Raw genomic sequence first — 15,400 nt, 5'->3', positions numbered from 1 at the left:
GGGGGTGCGGGGGATATGGCCCCCACCCCAGCCCTCCCCCGCTGGGGGAGGGAGTCACGGGGAAGGATGCCTGAGCGGGCATGTCCCGTGCGTGCGGAGGATTGCTTCGCTCTGCTGCGCTCGCAAGGACAGTGGTATGCGGCAGTTGCACTGCCGCACTCTATACCTTTTACCCGCTGACCGGCGCAGCGACGAGACCCAGCTCGCGCAGCACTTCGTCCATGTGCTTGACTAGCACGATCTCAAGCTGCTCTTTGGCTTCGGCAGGCACTTCGCGCAGATCGATTTCGTTTTCGGCGGGCAGCAACACTTTGCGCACGCCGGCCCGCTGCGCGGCGAGCAGTTTCTCTTTCACGCCGCCGATCGGCAAGACTTTCCCGCGCAATGTCACCTCGCCGGTCATCGCGATCCGTTTGTCCACTTCGCGTTTGGTCAGCGCCGAAACGAGCGCGCTGGTGATGGTGATGCCGGCTGAGGGGCCGTCTTTGGGGACGGCGCCAGCAGGCACGTGAATGTGAATGTCGCTCTTTTGGAAGAGATCGGCTTCGATGCCCAGCTCGGCGGCGCGCGAACGGGCGTAGGTGAGCGCGGCGCGGGCCGATTCTTTCATCACGTCGCCGAGCTGGCCGGTGAGGATCAACTGGCCGTTGCCGGGGATCACGCTCACCTCGACGAAGAGCACATCGCCGCCGGTGGGTGTCCACGCGAGGCCGGTGACAACACCGACTTCGTTCTCGCCGAGCAGGGTTTCGCTGCGGAAGCGAGGCGGGCCGAGCAGGTCGTCGAGATCGGCAGCATCGATCTGGGCCGGCAGCTCTTTGCCTTCGGCCAGCCGGGTCGCCATCTTGCGGTACACTGCGCCAATCCGCCGTTCGAGATCGCGCACGCCGGCTTCGTGGGTATACTCGCGGATGAGCCGTTGCACCGCAGCGGTCGTGAGCTCTGGGCCGCGCGCCGCCATCCCTTGTTCGCTGCGCTGGCGCGGGATGAGGTAGCGACGGGCAATTTCGAGTTTCTCGCGCTCGGTGTAGCCGGACAACTCTAGCAGTTCCATACGGTCGAGCAGCGCCGGCGGGATGGTGTCGGCGCGGTTGGCGGTGCAGACAAAGAGCACTTTGCTTAGATCGAACGGCACATCGAGATAGCGATCGACGAAGGCGACGTTCTGCTCAGGGTCGAGCACTTCGAGCAGGGCAGCCGCCGGATCACCCTGAAAACCGATGCTGAGCTTGTCCACTTCATCGAGCAAGATCACCGGATTGTTGCTGCCGGCCCGGCTGAGACCTTGAATGATACGACCGGGCAGCGCGCCAATGTAGGTGCGGCGATGGCCGCGAATCTCGGCTTCGTCGCGCACGCCGCCCAACGCCACCCGCACAAACTTGCGCTCGAGCGCGCGCGCAATCGACGCGCCGAGGCTCGTCTTGCCGACGCCGGGTGGGCCGACAAAGCAGAGAATCGGGCCGCGCGCCTCGCCGCCGGCTCCCTCTTCCTGCCGCAGCTTACGCACCGCCAGATACTCGACAATCCGCTCTTTGATCCGTTCCAGATCGTAGTGATCTTCGTCGAGCACTTGGCGCGCCCGCGCCATGTCGAGATTGTCAACCGTGCTGTTATGCCACGGCAGATCGAGGATCCAATCGAGATAGGTGCGGGCCACCGTGTACTCGGCTGCACCGGGGGGCATGCGTTCAAGCCGCGACAGCTCGCGCTCGGCCTCTTGGCGCGCTTCGGCAGGCAGGTTGGCCTCTTCCAGCCGCCGGCGCAGCTCGGCAATCTCGGCAGCGTGATCGTCGGTCTCGCCCAACTCGCGCTTGATCGCCTCAAGCTGCTGGCGCAAGACATACTCGCGCTGGTTCTTCGCGACCTCTTCCTGCGCCTTGCGCCCGATCATCAGAATTTCGCGCTCGCGATCGAGCAGGCGCAGCACGTGCTGCAACCGCTCGGTGACATCGAGCAGATCGAGCACCGCCTGCTGGTCGTCGAGGTTGAGGTTGAGGTTAGCCGCGATCAGGTCGGCCAGCATGCCGGGATGGGGCGCATTGGCGGCGGCCATCGCCAATTCATCGGGCAGATTCGGGCTCAGCTCGACGATCTGCTGGAAGCCGGCCAAAGCGGCCCGCGCCAAGCCCGACACCTCCACCGGCACATCAACCGGATCGCGCGAGATGCTCACCCGCGCTTGCGGGTAGGGCTTCAGCGACACCCAGTGCTGCACCTTGATGCGGGCCTGCCCTTGCAACAGCAACTGCACCCCACCCTGCGGCATGCGCATCATGCGCACAATCACCGCCGCGGTGCCGGTAGCCGCCAGCGCCGCCGGATCAAACTCCTCACTCGCTTGCGCCCGGCGAAAGACGCCAATCGTCTTGGTCGAGAGCGCCGCCTCATCAACCAACTTCACCCAAGCGTCGCCACTCACCACTAACGGCAAAAACATGCCGGGGAAGAGCACGGCATTATTGATCGGCAAAACCGGCAAAACTTCGGGTATTTCCGGTGTTGCCGGACGGGGAATAGGGATTGGTTCACTCACGGTCGTTCTCCCTCCAACACCGGAATCACCACCTGCCGCAGCGCGCGCCCGGCGAAGGGCAGGCGAATCTCGAGCAGGCCGTGGATCGAGCGGGCGCTGGTCTGTTCGGGATCGATCGGGCGCTCGAACGGCACTTCGATCTGAAACACGCCGGCAGCAATCTCCATGCGGTGCAGACGGCGCAACCCCGCCGGCAGCGACAATTGGCGCGCGCCAGCGATCCTGACAACCTCCGGAGCAGCCTCAATCTGCAACGTAGCCGGATCGACGCCGGCCAGCTCGATCACCAGCACCATCTCACGATCGGTCTCGAACACGTTCAAGGGCGGCGACCATGGCCGGCTGTCGAACTGGGCATACGGCAACCGGCTGCGCAGAATCCGAATGTACGACGAATCGCTCATTGTGTGCTTCCTTTGCGTTTATGGCTCGATCAGGAACGAGCGCTTAAAGAGTTCATACCGGCGTTTGACCTGCCGCACCCGCCAACCCAGCACCAGCAAGACTACGCCAATCGCAATGAAGAACGCGGCGGCGAGGAACGCCAGTAGCTCAGGCCAAATCATCACTGCCACGCCGAGCGCCACCAACGCAATCCCTTGCGAGAGGTAAAACCACCAGAGCGCCGAAAGTTCGGCGGTAATATAGTCAAACGGGCGAAAATCGATCGAATAGACCGGCATCGCTCCACCTCCTTAATCATTATCATTCATACCAGTCAGCGTCAACCCACGTGGTGACGCGATCGAGCGCGCGCCGGTACGCCAACTCGGCGCGCAAGCGAGCAATTTCGCGTTGCATTGCCAGCATGCGCCGGCGCATGTGCAACACCAGATCGATCGCATCGGAAGGCACTTCCAGATCGTCGATCAGGCGGCGAATCCGGCGCAATTCATCAAATTCAGCCGCCGGCAATTGCGGGAAGGGATGAATGTACCCGATATCAGCCAGATATTTCAACACCGGCACCGGCAAACCAACCGCCAGCGCCAATTCTTCTAAGCTCATGCGTCGCACTAACATAGGCGGCGTCTCCTTGGGTGAGGCGAAGCGGCGCTTCGCCACGATAGTTATCGTAATTCAGCCAATGTCACCGGCAGAGTCTGTTCGCGGCCATCGCGGATGAACGTCACCTGCACGGTTTCACCGACTTGGGTCTCTGTTTCCAAATACACCAGCAATTCCTGACTGGTGGTGATGGAGCGGCCATTGATCGCCACGATCACATCACCCCCAACCGGCAAGTTCCAATTACCCACCCGCACCAACCGGTCAGGGCCGCGCAAACCGGCTTGCGCCGCCGGGCCGCCGTTGATCAGTTCGGCGATGAGCAACCCTTGCGTCACCGGCAAGCGCATCCCGGCCCGCTCGAAGAGGGCGGCGCGCTGGGGAGTCAGTTCGATCACACGCACGCCAAGCGACGGGTGCGGATAACGCCCCTCGCGGATCAAGACTGGCACAACCCGCTGTACCGTGCGCGCCGAGATCGCAAAGCCGATGCCGGCATTGGCCCCGCTGGGGCTAAGAATTGCTGAATTGACCCCAATCACCCGTCCCGACAAATCGAGCAGCGGCCCGCCAGAGTTGCCGGGATTGATCGCCACATCCGATTGGATCACCTCGCCGATGAAGCGCTGGTTCGGGCTTTCGATCACCCGGCCCAAGGCGCTCACGATCCCAAAGGTAAGCGTTCGCTCTAACCCAAACGGGTTGCCAAGCGCGAGCACAAATTGGCCGACGTAGACCTGCGTCGAGTCGCCGATCGGCAACGGGCGAATCTCGCTAGCCGGCAGATCGACCTTGATCACGGCCAGATCGTTCGAGGGATCACTGCCCACGATCTGAGCCGGCAGCGTGCGGCCATCGGCCAGCGTCACCTGCAACTCATCGGCGTCGGCGATCACGTGATAGTTGGTGATGATATGGCCTAGTGTATCATAGAAAAAGCCTGATCCACTGCCTTGACGCGGCACCGGGTTAAAGAAGAAATCGTAACTGATCGAGCGGCTGGTGATATTGACCACGCTCGGCCCGGCCTCGCGATAGACAGCGGCGATCTGGGTTTCCAGATCGGTCGCGGTGAGCGGGATGACTGTCGGCGCGACCAGCGTAAACGGCGTTGGCGATGGCATGACCGCAACGGCCGCCGAACGATTGCCCACGAACGCCGTCCACAAAAATGCGCCGGCGATCACGGCCAGCAAGACCACTTCGACGAACAACACGATCCAACGACCGCGACCGGGTTGTGGCGACATAGAAAACCTCGTTGTTATATGATCTCTGATTGAAGCCGCACCGCCGTGCGGCTCTACGGGCCATTCGGATCGACCGACCATGGGGAGCCGCACCGCCGTGCGGCTCTGCCGGCCATGCGGATCGACCGACCATGGGGATCCGCACAGCCGTGCGGCTCTACGGGCCATTCGGATCGACCGACCATGGGGAGCCGCACCGCCGTGCGGCTCTACGGGCCATTCGGATCGACCGACCATGGGGAGCCGCACCGCCGTGCGGCTCTACTGGTTGGATACCGTCACGAACGTTTGCGGTTGCGAACCAATTCGCGCAACGTGTTCAATTCGGCGTCGGTCAACGGTTCAGGCAACACCAATTTCACCCGCGCAAACAGATCGCCACGTTCTGCCGGGTTTTCCAACCGCGGCATGCCTTTGCCGCGCAGGCGGAAGACCTTATCAGCCTGCGTGCGCGGCGGAATCTTGAGCGTCACCGTACCATCGATCGTCGGCACCCGCACCTCGCCGCCGACCGCTGCCGTAAAGGCATCGACCTCGATCGTGGTGGTCAAATCATCGCCATCGCGCTCGAACTGCGGATGCGGTTCGACTTCGACCACCAGATAGAGATCGCCCGCCGGGCCGCCGCCAATGCCGGCAGCGCCCTGCCCGCTCAGCCGTACACGGGTGCCGCTGCGCACACCACGCGGAATGCGCGCCTCGATCCGCCGGTCGCCGACTTGCAGCGAGCGAGTCGTGCCCGCAAACGCCTCCTCCAGCGAGACGGTCACCGGCGCTTCGAGGTCGCGTCCGCGCGCCGGACGGCTAGGCCGGCGGAATTGCGGTTGCCCGAAGATCGAGCTGAAGAAGTCGGAGAAGGGACTATCGGCCCCAAACAGGTCTTCAAGGTCTTCGGGCGAAACGTTATAGGTATACACCTGCTGGCCCGGCGCCGCTTGCCACTGGCTCCAGTTGAAATCGCCGCGCCCGCCGCTGCGTTGCCAGCGCTGATAGTACGAACGCAACTCGTCGTACTTGCGCCGCCGCTCTGGGTCGCTCAGTGCCTGATAGGCTTCGTTTATCTCTTTAAAGCGCTCTTCGGCCTGCTTATCGCCCGGATTGACGTCAGGATGGTATTGCCGCGCCAGTTTGCGGTAGGCTTGTTTAATCGCCTGATCGTCGGCATCAGGGCTTAGGCCCAAGATGGCATAATAATCTTTGAATTCCATAGTATTTCTACCGTATCAGTTTGTGATAGGATTGGCGCAACGATCTGTGCCGGCTCACCAGCGCAAGATGCCGGCCAACCCGCTGAAATCGCGCAGTAAGCGCTCTTCGGCTGCACCCGACACAAATTCCAGCCGGGTCGCAAAGGCCGTGCAGGCATCAACCAGCACATCGCGCAAGGCAACCGGTTGCGGTTCCGCATCGGGCGCTAGCACCAGCGCCTGTTCACGACTGCCGGCCAACAACCCGTCACCGGCTAGCCACACCTGTTCGTTGAGCCGCCACGGCGCCAGCAAGACACTCAGCCGGCCTTCTTGCAGCGCAGCCAACACCGGATCGACACCCCACACCCCGGGTTGGCGCGTCACCTGATTGAGCAACTCTTGCTCGTGAACTTGTTCGACCCGCTCAAGCGCCGGCAAGACTTTGGCTAACACATGGGCCGGCGACGCTTCGGGATGCGGTAGATCAGAGACGTGGGCCACAACCATCTGTTGGACGGTGCGCGGCAACAGGGCCGCAAACTGCTTTGTTGCCTCATCCCGGCCCAGCAAGACGAGCCGGCGAATGCCGAAGTGGGCTAGCGCCCGTTCGGTCAAACCGGCCAACCGTTGCAGATAGCGCGCTGCGATATTCTCCATCCGGCGGGCAAAGCGATCGCGGTTGCCCATCGCCTGCGCGCGCAGTCGCTCGCGCAACCGCTGCGGGTCAAACTGATCGACTTCGCGCCAGAGCTCGGCCTCGACGCTGCGGAAGACATCGGTATGCTCGACAATCTCGCCTAAAAAGACCTCGAAGAAACGCCAACCCTCGCCGCGCAACCAGATCACAGCCGTGCGCTCGTACTGATCGAGCGCATAGATGATCGGAGCAATGTACGGTTCGCCCCAACGCGCCTCAACCCGGCCATTGCTCAAATCGAGCAGCGGCAGCGAGATATGCAACGGCAAGCGCGTGATCGTGACTTGCGAACCCGCAGTCTCAGCGGCAAAGATCGCTAACGTGCGCGCTTCGGGGGCAAATTCGGCCTCGAGCGCCGCGAGTACTGCCTGCTCAACCGCAGCCGGCGCGGCCAGCGCCTTTACCGCATTGCGCGCGCGCAGCTCCCACGCTCGCCGCGCATTGTCCGGGTTGGCCGGATCAACCTCAACGTAAAGCGAAAGCACCGGCGACTGCAACTCGCCTAACTCGGCTCGAATCTGTTGCACTGCGTCGCGATCGATCATACACTTCCTTCCTTTCGGCGGTTACCGCCACCAACGCGCGATGAGGTTGGCAATGACGGTCAACACCAGACTCACCACGAGCATGGTGCCGAGTGGAATAAAGATGGTCAGATTATCGCGTTCGATCAGAATATCGCCGGGTAGACGGCCTAGCCACGGCAAACGGCCGGCGGCGAGCACAACCAACCCGATCACGATCAAAACCACGCCAGCGCCGATCAACCAACGTCCTAGCTCGGTCATAGCTGCACCTCACGACGGGCAGACGTGCGCCCTGATGTTCTGCTGCTTTGGTATTATGATGAAGCGATATTAGCCAGCGGTCAACGAGGTGCTAATAATGTGTTAGAAATGAAATTGTTCCGGCAAAACTGAACCACGTCGGGGCAAGTTGGCGATGTCTACTCGTAAACCAAGGAGAATGTATGCCTCTCAAACGCCTCTTCGGCATCGAGCTGCCAATTATCCAAGCCCCGATGGCCGGTGCGCAAGACAGCGAGCTGGCGCTGGCAGTGTGCCGCGCTGGCGGTTTGGGATCGCTCCCGTGCGCAATGCTCTCGCCAGAAGCATTGTATACCGAACTGGTGAAACTCACTGCCCAGACAGATCGACCATTTAACCTCAATTTCTTTTGCCACCAGCAACCAGAGCCAGATCCAGCTCGTGAAGCGGCGTGGCGAGCATTGCTTGCGCCGTATTACCGCGAATTGGGCATCGACCAAGCGCAGCTACCGGCTGGCCCGCAGCGCGCACCGTTCAACGCCGCCTTGCTCGACGTGTTGCGACCCTTCCGGCCTGCCGTCATCAGCTTCCATTTCGGCCTGCCGCCTGACGAACTCATCGCCCCACTGCGCGCATGGGGCGCGACCATCATCGCTTCGGCCACCACTGTCACCGAGGCAGTATGGCTGGAAGCGCGCGGCGTGGATGCGATCATCGCACAGGGTCTCGAAGCCGGCGGCCATCGCGGTATGTTTCTCACCGATGATCTGAGTACGCAAGTCGGGAGCTTGGCGTTGATCCCGCAAATGGTGCAGGCGGTCAAGACACCGGTGATTGCCGCCGGCGGAATCGCCGATGCCAGAGGGGTCAAGGCGGCGTTGGCGCTTGGCGCCGCCGGTGTGCAGGTAGGCACAGCGTACTTGCTCTGCCCGGAAGCCAAGACGAGCGCAGTCCATCGAGCGGCGCTAAAACACGCATCGGCCCGCCACACCGCGCTGACCAACCTGTTTAGCGGTCGCCCGGCCCGCGGCATCGTCAACCGCCTGATGCGCGAGCTTGGCCCGATCAATCCCGCAGCGCCGCCCTTTCCCTTAGCCGCCTCAGCCCTAGCGCCGCTCCGCGCCCAAGTCGAACGCCAAGGCAGTGGCGATTTTTCGCCCCTGTGGGCCGGGCAAAACGTAAGCGGATGCCAAGAGCGGCCGGCTGCCGAACTCACGTTAGGGCTAGCCGCCGGCTTGTCTTAAACAGTCAGCAATGCACCGGCATCACCTGATGCTGTAGCTTCAATCTCTCCCAAAGCACAGGCTTGCCCTCGTTATCGAGTGGCACGCCATAGAGAAGTGCATTCATGCCTACATAACACAAGGCTCGTTTTGGCTCAATTCCGCCATTCAGGTCGCAATGGCACACAGGTCAAGGGCCGGCTCGGCTCTAACGAATGGCGCGGCGGGAGTGAGGGAGAAGAGGCAAGTAGCTTCAGACGGCCTGCCGCATGCCACAGCAGGGCGGCCAGATCGTAGAGTTCGCCTTCGCTTAGGCGCAAGCCAATCTCATGATGCCAGAACTGGAGCGAACCATCAGGCCGCCTCGTAATCAAAAATCCTTCACTGTGCGCTTCGTCAAAAGCTGGCTGCCAGCATTGAATCAAGGCAAGCAACGGTGCCAGATCAGCAGGATGTAGAAAAAGCGCTGCTCTTGTCCAGTACAGATGAATAGTTCCGTGTTCACACTGCGCAATCATGCGCATTGCGCTATCACGGGCCAAAATGGTGAGTTTACGGCACATACCTTCTCCTTGCGCTTCATGGCGACAATGCCTGCTGCAAATCGGCCAACAATGCGCGTTGGCCGCGCAAGCCGGGATAACCGATGCGATCGAGAATCACAACGCGCTGTGCTTGGACGGCCGGTAATTGCTGCCAGAGCGGGTTGGCTTGTAGTTCGACAACCGCCTGCGCCTCGCCTTCGACACCGCTGGTTTGCAGCAGCAAGATGGTCTCGCCGCTGGCCAGCGTCAACTGTTCTAAACTGATAAAGGCGCGACCGTTGCGAATGTTAAGACCATTGACCGTTGCCGGATCAGGCCGGAACTGGATCCCCAGCTCGCGCACCAACAGAGGGATCGGCGAGGGGCCATCGAACCAAAGCGCGACATTTGGACCGGGATAGATGGTCATCATTGAGACGCTCTGTCCGGCTGCATTCAGCCGGTTAGCCATCACCTGCACCTCAGCGCGAAAGTTGGCGACTGTCCGTTGCGCCTCTTCACCTCGGCCAAAAACAGCTAACGTTTCGACATAGTTTTCCAGCGGCGTCGCACCACTCAACGCAATAGTAGGTGCAATCTTGGACAAACGTTCATACCCGATCTGCTCGATAAAGAAGCGCGTGCCGATAATCAAATCTGGTTGATATGCGCTGAGCGTCTCTAACGAAATATCATTTGCCGAGGGAAACAGCGCGATCCCAGCTAATTCTTCCGTTGCTAACAATGGCACGTTGTCTGGTACATTCACATTTGACGCCACCGGGCGGAAGCCGGCATCGAGCAGGTCGGCCAACAAACTTTCTTCACCCAATGCCAAGATCCGTTGCGGCGCAAGTGGCGCTCGGGTCTCGCCAAACGTGTGCCGGATGAGGCGATATGAGGCCGTCGTTTCAACCAGTTGCAACGGCTGGTTGACCGGCGCACCGCTCGTACAACCGGCCAGCCAAACGATCGCGCTAAGCAGCAGAATGATCAACAAGCGCGTCACCGGCCTTCTCCAAACAAACCGCTACCGGCAGAAAGCTCATTCTGCCAGCAGCATCAGCGATCATTGCACCCTCAGACCACCATCAACACTAGGCCATCTGAGCAGTTGAATCAGTTGGCTCAGCCAAAGCCAGTAAACTGCATCAGGCAACGCCTAAACTATTTAGAACTTCTCAATATTATCAAGCCAAAGCGTGGTCTTAGCCGGCAATCGCACCGCCACTCGGAGCTTGCTCAAATCGCGGTACGAGCTCGTCGAGCAGTTGGTTAACCCACGTTTGAATCCGATCGGTGGTCTTGTCATCCTCGTTTTCGTAATCGAGAGCGAGACCAAAAAACATGCCGTCTTCGACGCCGAGAGAATGATAGAAATCATAACCGGCGGTTGGCCAGCGTCCAATAATCGTGGCGCCGCGTTCGCGCACCTTGCGCCCGATAAGGCCCAGCGCATCCTGAAAAGTATCGGGATAGCCCTGCTGATCACCAAACCCAAACAGGGCAACGATGGTTCCATGCAGATCAAGCTGGTCAAACTGGGGAAAAGCGTCGTACCAATCATCTTGCAGCTCGCCGATATTCCACGTCGGGCAGCCGATGATCCAAACCCAATACGCGAGCAGTGGGCGCAGATCACGCTTCAGTATCGCTACATCTATTAGATCGACCGGCAGGGTGGTCTTGGAGCGCAACGTCTCGGCAATCAACGTTGCAGCATCTTTGGTGTTGTTGGTCGAGCTGCCATACACCACGACAATCATGGCCGGACTCCTCAGGAAATGAACTACAAGTAATTTAGCCCCAGAGCCTTCCTCGGCGGAGATCACCCATTAAACGCTGGCGAAGTGATGATCGTGAGTTCCATAACTCGAATTGTTAGACTTAGTATATTCTAATAAAATTAGTTTGTCAACCAAATACTTTAAAAATTAATCAGCGCTATGGCGAAACCACTGCGGCATAGTGTCAATGGCGACCTTATGCGAGAGGAGACAAGCCGAGCGCAATACCGGCGACTGTGATGAGGCTCATCACTATCTCTTGCGCGCCGACCAGTGGTGTTGGCGTGGCAAGACTGCGTGGCAATAGCCCGATCCAGCAGCGCAGCGCCGATAACCCAAAGACGAACAACACCGGCCAGCCAGCCCATCCCAGTGCGACGGATCCACTGGCAATCGCCAATGCAGCTCCGTGCCAAAGGAATGCCGGCATGCGCCGCGCCGGTTCGTTGCGCGCCAACCGCAAGCGAATTCTGACATAGATGATGGCTGTCACAGATTGGATGGCCAGCAGCAACCACACTAACAACGCTGGCCATAATGGCCAGCCATCTGCCATCATGATCGCTGCAGCCAACGCACTTATTGCCACTGCGCCAAACAACTCAGCGACGAGCGCGCGACTCTGCTTACGCACATCGAACAACAATTGGCCAAGCGCAATGGGGACAGCAAGCGCAATCGGCAGCCAAAACGGCGCTGCCGCGCTCCTAATTGCCAAGATCAGACCAATTAGAGCGATTGCGCCATAGCCGAGCGCAAAGCGCTCGGCCCAAATGGTGCGTGGATACCGTTTGCCGCGCTGGTAATCGCCGAGCGCCAACTTTAACGGCTGGCGGGTCAGAAACGCACCCAACGCGGCCAGCCCCAACCAAACGCCGGCCAGCGACGGAGCCAGCCATAAGCCTAACGCAACTGGCGCTGCCAACAACCCCCAGCCGCCATGCTCGACCGGCAAGGCAATGGGGCGCAAACGCACAGACGACGATTGCTTCATGGCAACATGATGATCGCTTGACATGCACTCATCCTCACCGCGCGCCTTTGAGCAGCAACAACAGCATGATCACCGGTGTTCGGGTCTGAATACTGTGCGGCAGACGGGCCGGCATATACACCCACGTATTGGGCTTGGCATCAATCACCTCCGGGCCGAGCGTCACTCGCGCTTCGCCTTGCACAAAGTGCAGAATCGCCGGAGCTGTGGCAGTATGCTCTGACAGCTCCTGTCCGGCGGAAAAGCCAAACAACACTGCTTTAATTGCCTCGTCTTGGTAGATCGTCCGGCTGATCGTGCCATCGTCCGGGATGCTGATCTGCTCAACCAACTGCCGAATCGTTGCTGCATCCATAGTCTCCTCGCTTTTATAGCGACCGTCGATCTACGTCTAACACGCTGGTCACCTAGTATGCTGTCTAGTATAATGCCGACAGTTAAGACGCATACAACACCTCTTGTCCAGCCAATGCCGGTTCGGCCAATCCATACGTAATACACAGCGGCGCACCCGTACGCGGATCAGGCACAACTGCCGCTTCGACACCGAACACCATTCGTAGCAATTCGGGAGTAACAATAGCAGCTGGCGGGCCAGCGGCAACGACAGCGCCGGCTTTGAGCGCAATCAAATGATGGGCGTAGCGAGTTGCATGATTAAGATCGTGAACCACCATCACGATGGTGCGCCCCTCTGCACGATTGAGCCGCTCGAGCAATTGCAAGACTTCTACTTGGTGAGCGAGATCGAGAAACGTGGTTGGTTCATCGAGCAGGATCACTGGTGTCGCTTGAGCCAGCGTCATCGCAATCCATGCTCGCTGGCGCTGCCCGCCCGATAAAGCATCAACCGGACGTTCGGCCAACTCAACCATCCCGGTTAATTCCAGCGCCCGTTGGACTGCGGTTTCATCATCGGTCGACCATTGTTGAAACCATGATTGATGCGGATACCTCCCCTGCGCTACCAATTCGCGCACTGTTAAGCCTTCAGGCGCTACCGGGCTTTGCGGTAAGATACCGAGTCGTTTCGCAAGTTCGCGAGTTGGCAAATGGTGGATCGACCTGCCATCGAGCAGCGCAACACCATGCCTAGGACGCAACAGGCGCGCCAACCCCCGCAAGAGTGTGCTCTTGCCGCAGCCGTTTGGCCCGACCAGTGCCGTTATCTGGCCGGCGGGAATGGCAATATCCATGCTGTTGATGATCACCGAATGGTCATAGGCTAGTGTTAGTTGTTTGGTAGTGAGACTCATTTCACGCCTACTTTCACGCCAGAATCATACCGAACGGCACGCTGCACCGCCGCCATGATGAGACCTAGATGAGGCCATCTTGGGTCTTCCAATTGATGTGATGAAAAAGGTGTATGCGTTCAGCAACAACTGCTATAGTTGCCTCTAGACCTAAAGATCGCGGCAGCAAGTATTGTGAGTAAGAGTACTCTAATATCAGAGGTTTGTCAACCAAAATCTTTTGAAATTAATACACCGCCCCTCCTCGCCTTGCCCTACTTCCCTACCGCACCTTATTGCGCGATGCTGCCATCTGGCAAAGATGTCACCCATCGAGTACGGGATAAATCCCCCATCATTACCCGATCAGGATCAGGTATACTGCACATGAGCGTCATAGATGACGGGGATAGCGATTGATCATCTGCCGTCGTTGCATCATAGAGCCAGAAAGAGAACTGCTATGAACCAAGGTCGCCAATCATTTCCTACTCCGCCAATGCAAGGCTGGTCGATGTCAGCATTCGTCGCCATCGCGCTCCTTGTGATGATCGGCGTGTTTATGGCCAGCAATGCAGTCACCACCATTGAAGCCGGCACCCGCGGCGTGTTGAAAACGTTCGGCGAGATTACTGGCGTACTCGACGAGGGATTGCACTTCCGCATGCCGTTCATCACCTCAGTGACGGTGGTGGAAGTGCGCACCCAGCGCTACGAATCGAATTCGAGCGCAGCATCGCGCGACTTGCAGACGGTGACGACGCAGGTGGTGATCAACTACCGGCCCGATGCTGCGCAGGTTGACCGGCTGGTGCGCGAAATTGGCGTCGATTACGAGCGCAGAGTGGTCGATCCAGCCATTCAAGAGGCGATTAAGGCGGCTACGGCCCGCTTTACCGCCGAAGAGCTGATCACCCGCCGGCCTGAAGTTTCTGATTTGATCCTGAGCGTGTTAAGCGAGCGGCTGATGCCGCGTGGCGTGATCGTCGAGAATGTCTCGATCACCGACTTTAACTTCAGCCCGGAATTCGCCCGTGCGATCGAGGCCAAGCAGGTAGCCGAGCAAGATGCGCTGCGCGCTGCCCGCGAGCTTGAGCGAGCGCGGATCGAAGCCCAGCAGCAGGTGGCTCGTGCCGAAGCCGAAGCGAAGGCTCGCCTCGAAATCGCTCGCGCCGAAGCCGAGTCGCTCCGCTTGCTCGGCGAAGTGGTCTCGCCGCAATTGCTGCAACTGCGCTTCATCGAACGCTGGGACGGCATCATGCCCCGGTTTGTCGGCGGCGATAACGGCCTGCTGACGATGCTGAGCATTCCGACCGACGATATTTTGAACGATCCAGCTACGACTCGCGCTACACCGCAGAACATCGCACCGGCTGGGACGGAAGCGACGCCGAATCCGTAAGTATGTTACGAGTATGGCGTTTTGGGAAAATGCCCCCCTCCCAACCTCCCCCCGCTGGGGGAAGGCGTAAGATTCCCCTCCCCCAGCGGGGGAGGGGCAAGGGGTGGGGGCAAGAAAGTGTATCCCCGTGCTGTATCACCCGGCCCTGAAGGGCCGGGCTAGGGTTACGAAGCCCGCTGCGCGGGCTGATCGATGAGTGACGGAATCCCGCGCGGGGGGAGATTGCTTCGCCACCTCCGGCGGCTCGCAATGACATCCGGGGAGCGGCGTTCCCCCAACCCCCTTTGCACCCGCTGCGCCCTTCGCGCCTTTGCGTTTACCATCCTCTGCGGCCTAGAGTATGCCCCCCTCCCAACCTCCCCCTGCTGGGGGGAGGCGTAAGATTCCCCTCCCCCAGCGGGGGAGGGGCAAGGGGTGGGGGCAAGAAAGTGTATCCCCGTGCTGTATCACCCGGCCCTGAAGGGCCGGGCTAGGGTTACGAAGCCCGCTGCGCGGGCTGATCGATGAGTGACGGAATCCCGCGCGGGGGGAGATTGCTTCGCCACCTCCGGCGGCTCGCAATGACATCCGGGGAGCGGCGTTCCCCCAACCCCCTTTGCACCCGCTGCGCCCTTCGCGCCTTTGCATTAAGCGTCTCTAGGGCTTTGCACCTGTGAATCTGCGGAGTAGCTGCATAGCCTTCGCATACCTGCTCCCCATTTGACACAATCCTCGACTTCTGGTATATTCGTCGCACTATGAGAAACGTACACGCATCCACCAAGCAGAGCAAGCGCGCGAAGAAGCC

General features: G+C 60.0%; 16 protein-coding genes. 2 read left to right on the top strand and 14 right to left on the bottom strand.

Annotation, left to right across the window (positions count from 1 at the left end):
* Nucleotides 1-169 precede the first annotated feature (169 nt).
* From lon to A6A03_RS19805, 8 genes are all read right to left on the bottom strand, one after another.
* Complete coding sequence (gene lon, locus A6A03_RS19840) at nt 170-2,536, bottom strand: endopeptidase La (protein WP_066791698.1); 2,367 nt, start codon at nt 2,534-2,536, stop codon at nt 170-172.
* Entirely contained in the window at nt 2,533-2,940 is a 408-nt protein-coding gene (locus tag A6A03_RS19835; protein ID WP_066791696.1) for an Hsp20/alpha crystallin family protein, read from the bottom strand. Before A6A03_RS19835 ends, lon begins: the two co-directional genes overlap by 4 nt.
* 18 nt (nt 2,941-2,958) lie before the next feature.
* A complete protein-coding gene (locus A6A03_RS19830; RefSeq protein ID WP_066791694.1) occupies nt 2,959-3,219 on the bottom strand; it encodes a hypothetical protein in 261 nt (86 codons plus the stop codon).
* Between the two features lie 22 nt (nt 3,220-3,241).
* On the bottom strand, nt 3,242-3,559 hold the full coding sequence (locus A6A03_RS19825) for a chaperone modulator CbpM (RefSeq protein WP_066791692.1): 318 nt from the start codon (nt 3,557-3,559) through the stop codon (nt 3,242-3,244).
* 47 nt (nt 3,560-3,606) lie between these two features.
* Nucleotides 3,607-4,794, bottom strand: coding sequence for a S1C family serine protease (locus tag A6A03_RS19820; protein WP_066791687.1), 1,188 nt, complete (start codon nt 4,792-4,794; stop codon nt 3,607-3,609).
* A gap of 278 nt (nt 4,795-5,072) precedes the next feature.
* Nucleotides 5,073-6,002, bottom strand: coding sequence for a DnaJ C-terminal domain-containing protein (locus A6A03_RS19815; RefSeq protein WP_066791684.1), 930 nt, complete (start codon nt 6,000-6,002; stop codon nt 5,073-5,075).
* Between the two features lie 54 nt (nt 6,003-6,056).
* Nucleotides 6,057-7,226 carry a VLRF1 family aeRF1-type release factor gene (locus tag A6A03_RS19810; RefSeq protein ID WP_066791682.1) on the bottom strand — a complete coding sequence of 390 codons (1,170 nt, stop codon included), beginning with the start codon at nt 7,224-7,226 and terminating at the stop codon, nt 6,057-6,059.
* Nucleotides 7,227-7,247: 21 nt separating this feature from the next.
* Nucleotides 7,248-7,469: a DUF2905 domain-containing protein gene (locus A6A03_RS19805; RefSeq protein ID WP_066791680.1), complete on the bottom strand. Its 222-nt coding sequence runs from the start codon at nt 7,467-7,469 to the stop codon at nt 7,248-7,250.
* A gap of 182 nt (nt 7,470-7,651) precedes the next feature.
* On the opposite strand from A6A03_RS19805, the gene A6A03_RS19800 reads away from it, so the two are divergent.
* On the top strand, nt 7,652-8,692 hold the full coding sequence (locus A6A03_RS19800) for an NAD(P)H-dependent flavin oxidoreductase (protein WP_066791678.1): 1,041 nt from the start codon (nt 7,652-7,654) through the stop codon (nt 8,690-8,692).
* Between the two features lie 134 nt (nt 8,693-8,826).
* On the opposite strand, the gene A6A03_RS19795 is transcribed toward A6A03_RS19800, so the two are convergent.
* The 6 genes from A6A03_RS19795 to A6A03_RS19770 form a co-directional block, all read right to left on the bottom strand.
* Nucleotides 8,827-9,234: a hypothetical protein gene (locus A6A03_RS19795; RefSeq protein ID WP_066791677.1), complete on the bottom strand. Its 408-nt coding sequence runs from the start codon at nt 9,232-9,234 to the stop codon at nt 8,827-8,829.
* A gap of 16 nt (nt 9,235-9,250) precedes the next feature.
* A complete protein-coding gene (locus A6A03_RS19790; RefSeq protein WP_066791675.1) occupies nt 9,251-10,204 on the bottom strand; it encodes an ABC transporter substrate-binding protein in 954 nt (317 codons plus the stop codon).
* Nucleotides 10,205-10,403: 199 nt separating this feature from the next.
* Nucleotides 10,404-10,961 (bottom strand): flavodoxin, encoded by a 558-nt coding sequence (locus tag A6A03_RS19785; RefSeq protein WP_066791674.1) that lies wholly within the window; start codon nt 10,959-10,961, stop codon nt 10,404-10,406.
* 217 nt (nt 10,962-11,178) lie between these two features.
* The gene (locus A6A03_RS19780; protein ID WP_066791672.1) at nt 11,179-12,000 is read right to left on the bottom strand and encodes a YwiC-like family protein; all 822 of its coding nucleotides are present in this window, start codon (nt 11,998-12,000) and stop codon (nt 11,179-11,181) included.
* 10 nt (nt 12,001-12,010) lie between these two features.
* Entirely contained in the window at nt 12,011-12,331 is a 321-nt protein-coding gene (locus tag A6A03_RS19775) for a cupin domain-containing protein (protein WP_066791670.1), read from the bottom strand.
* Nucleotides 12,332-12,413: 82 nt separating this feature from the next.
* Nucleotides 12,414-13,232, bottom strand: a complete 819-nt coding sequence (locus tag A6A03_RS19770; RefSeq protein ID WP_066791668.1) for an ABC transporter ATP-binding protein — start codon at nt 13,230-13,232, stop codon at nt 12,414-12,416.
* A 442-nt stretch (nt 13,233-13,674) separates the two neighbouring features.
* Between A6A03_RS19770 and A6A03_RS19765 the strand changes: the two genes are divergently transcribed.
* A complete protein-coding gene (locus A6A03_RS19765; protein WP_066791666.1) occupies nt 13,675-14,613 on the top strand; it encodes a prohibitin family protein in 939 nt (312 codons plus the stop codon).
* Nucleotides 14,614-15,400: the final 787 nt, after the last annotated feature.

It is taken from the genome of Chloroflexus islandicus, assembly GCF_001650695.1.
Lineage (GTDB): Bacteria > Chloroflexota > Chloroflexia > Chloroflexales > Chloroflexaceae > Chloroflexus > Chloroflexus islandicus.
Note: the sequence above shows the minus strand (reverse complement) of the source record. Positions and strands in the feature narration are given on the sequence as shown.

Bases quoted from the DNA above. Each gene is read 5' to 3' on its own strand.
- A6A03_RS19835 (WP_066791696.1), bottom strand. From the start codon at position 2,940: ATGAGCGATTCGTCGTACATTCGGATTCTGCGCAGCCGGTTGCCGTAT.
- A6A03_RS19830 (WP_066791694.1), bottom strand. From the start codon at position 3,219: ATGCCGGTCTATTCGATCGATTTTCGCCCGTTTGACTATATTACCGCC.
- A6A03_RS19825 (WP_066791692.1), bottom strand. From the start codon at position 3,559: ATGTTAGTGCGACGCATGAGCTTAGAAGAATTGGCGCTGGCGGTTGGT.
- A6A03_RS19820 (WP_066791687.1), bottom strand. From the start codon at position 4,794: ATGTCGCCACAACCCGGTCGCGGTCGTTGGATCGTGTTGTTCGTCGAA.
- A6A03_RS19815 (WP_066791684.1), bottom strand. From the start codon at position 6,002: ATGGAATTCAAAGATTATTATGCCATCTTGGGCCTAAGCCCTGATGCC.
- A6A03_RS19810 (WP_066791682.1), bottom strand. From the start codon at position 7,226: ATGATCGATCGCGACGCAGTGCAACAGATTCGAGCCGAGTTAGGCGAG.
- A6A03_RS19805 (WP_066791680.1), bottom strand. From the start codon at position 7,469: ATGACCGAGCTAGGACGTTGGTTGATCGGCGCTGGCGTGGTTTTGATC.
- A6A03_RS19800 (WP_066791678.1), top strand. From the start codon at position 7,652: ATGCCTCTCAAACGCCTCTTCGGCATCGAGCTGCCAATTATCCAAGCC.
- A6A03_RS19795 (WP_066791677.1), bottom strand. From the start codon at position 9,234: ATGTGCCGTAAACTCACCATTTTGGCCCGTGATAGCGCAATGCGCATG.
- A6A03_RS19785 (WP_066791674.1), bottom strand. From the start codon at position 10,961: ATGATTGTCGTGGTGTATGGCAGCTCGACCAACAACACCAAAGATGCT.
- A6A03_RS19780 (WP_066791672.1), bottom strand. From the start codon at position 12,000: ATGTCAAGCGATCATCATGTTGCCATGAAGCAATCGTCGTCTGTGCGT.
- A6A03_RS19775 (WP_066791670.1), bottom strand. From the start codon at position 12,331: ATGGATGCAGCAACGATTCGGCAGTTGGTTGAGCAGATCAGCATCCCG.
- A6A03_RS19770 (WP_066791668.1), bottom strand. From the start codon at position 13,232: ATGAGTCTCACTACCAAACAACTAACACTAGCCTATGACCATTCGGTG.
- A6A03_RS19765 (WP_066791666.1), top strand. From the start codon at position 13,675: ATGAACCAAGGTCGCCAATCATTTCCTACTCCGCCAATGCAAGGCTGG.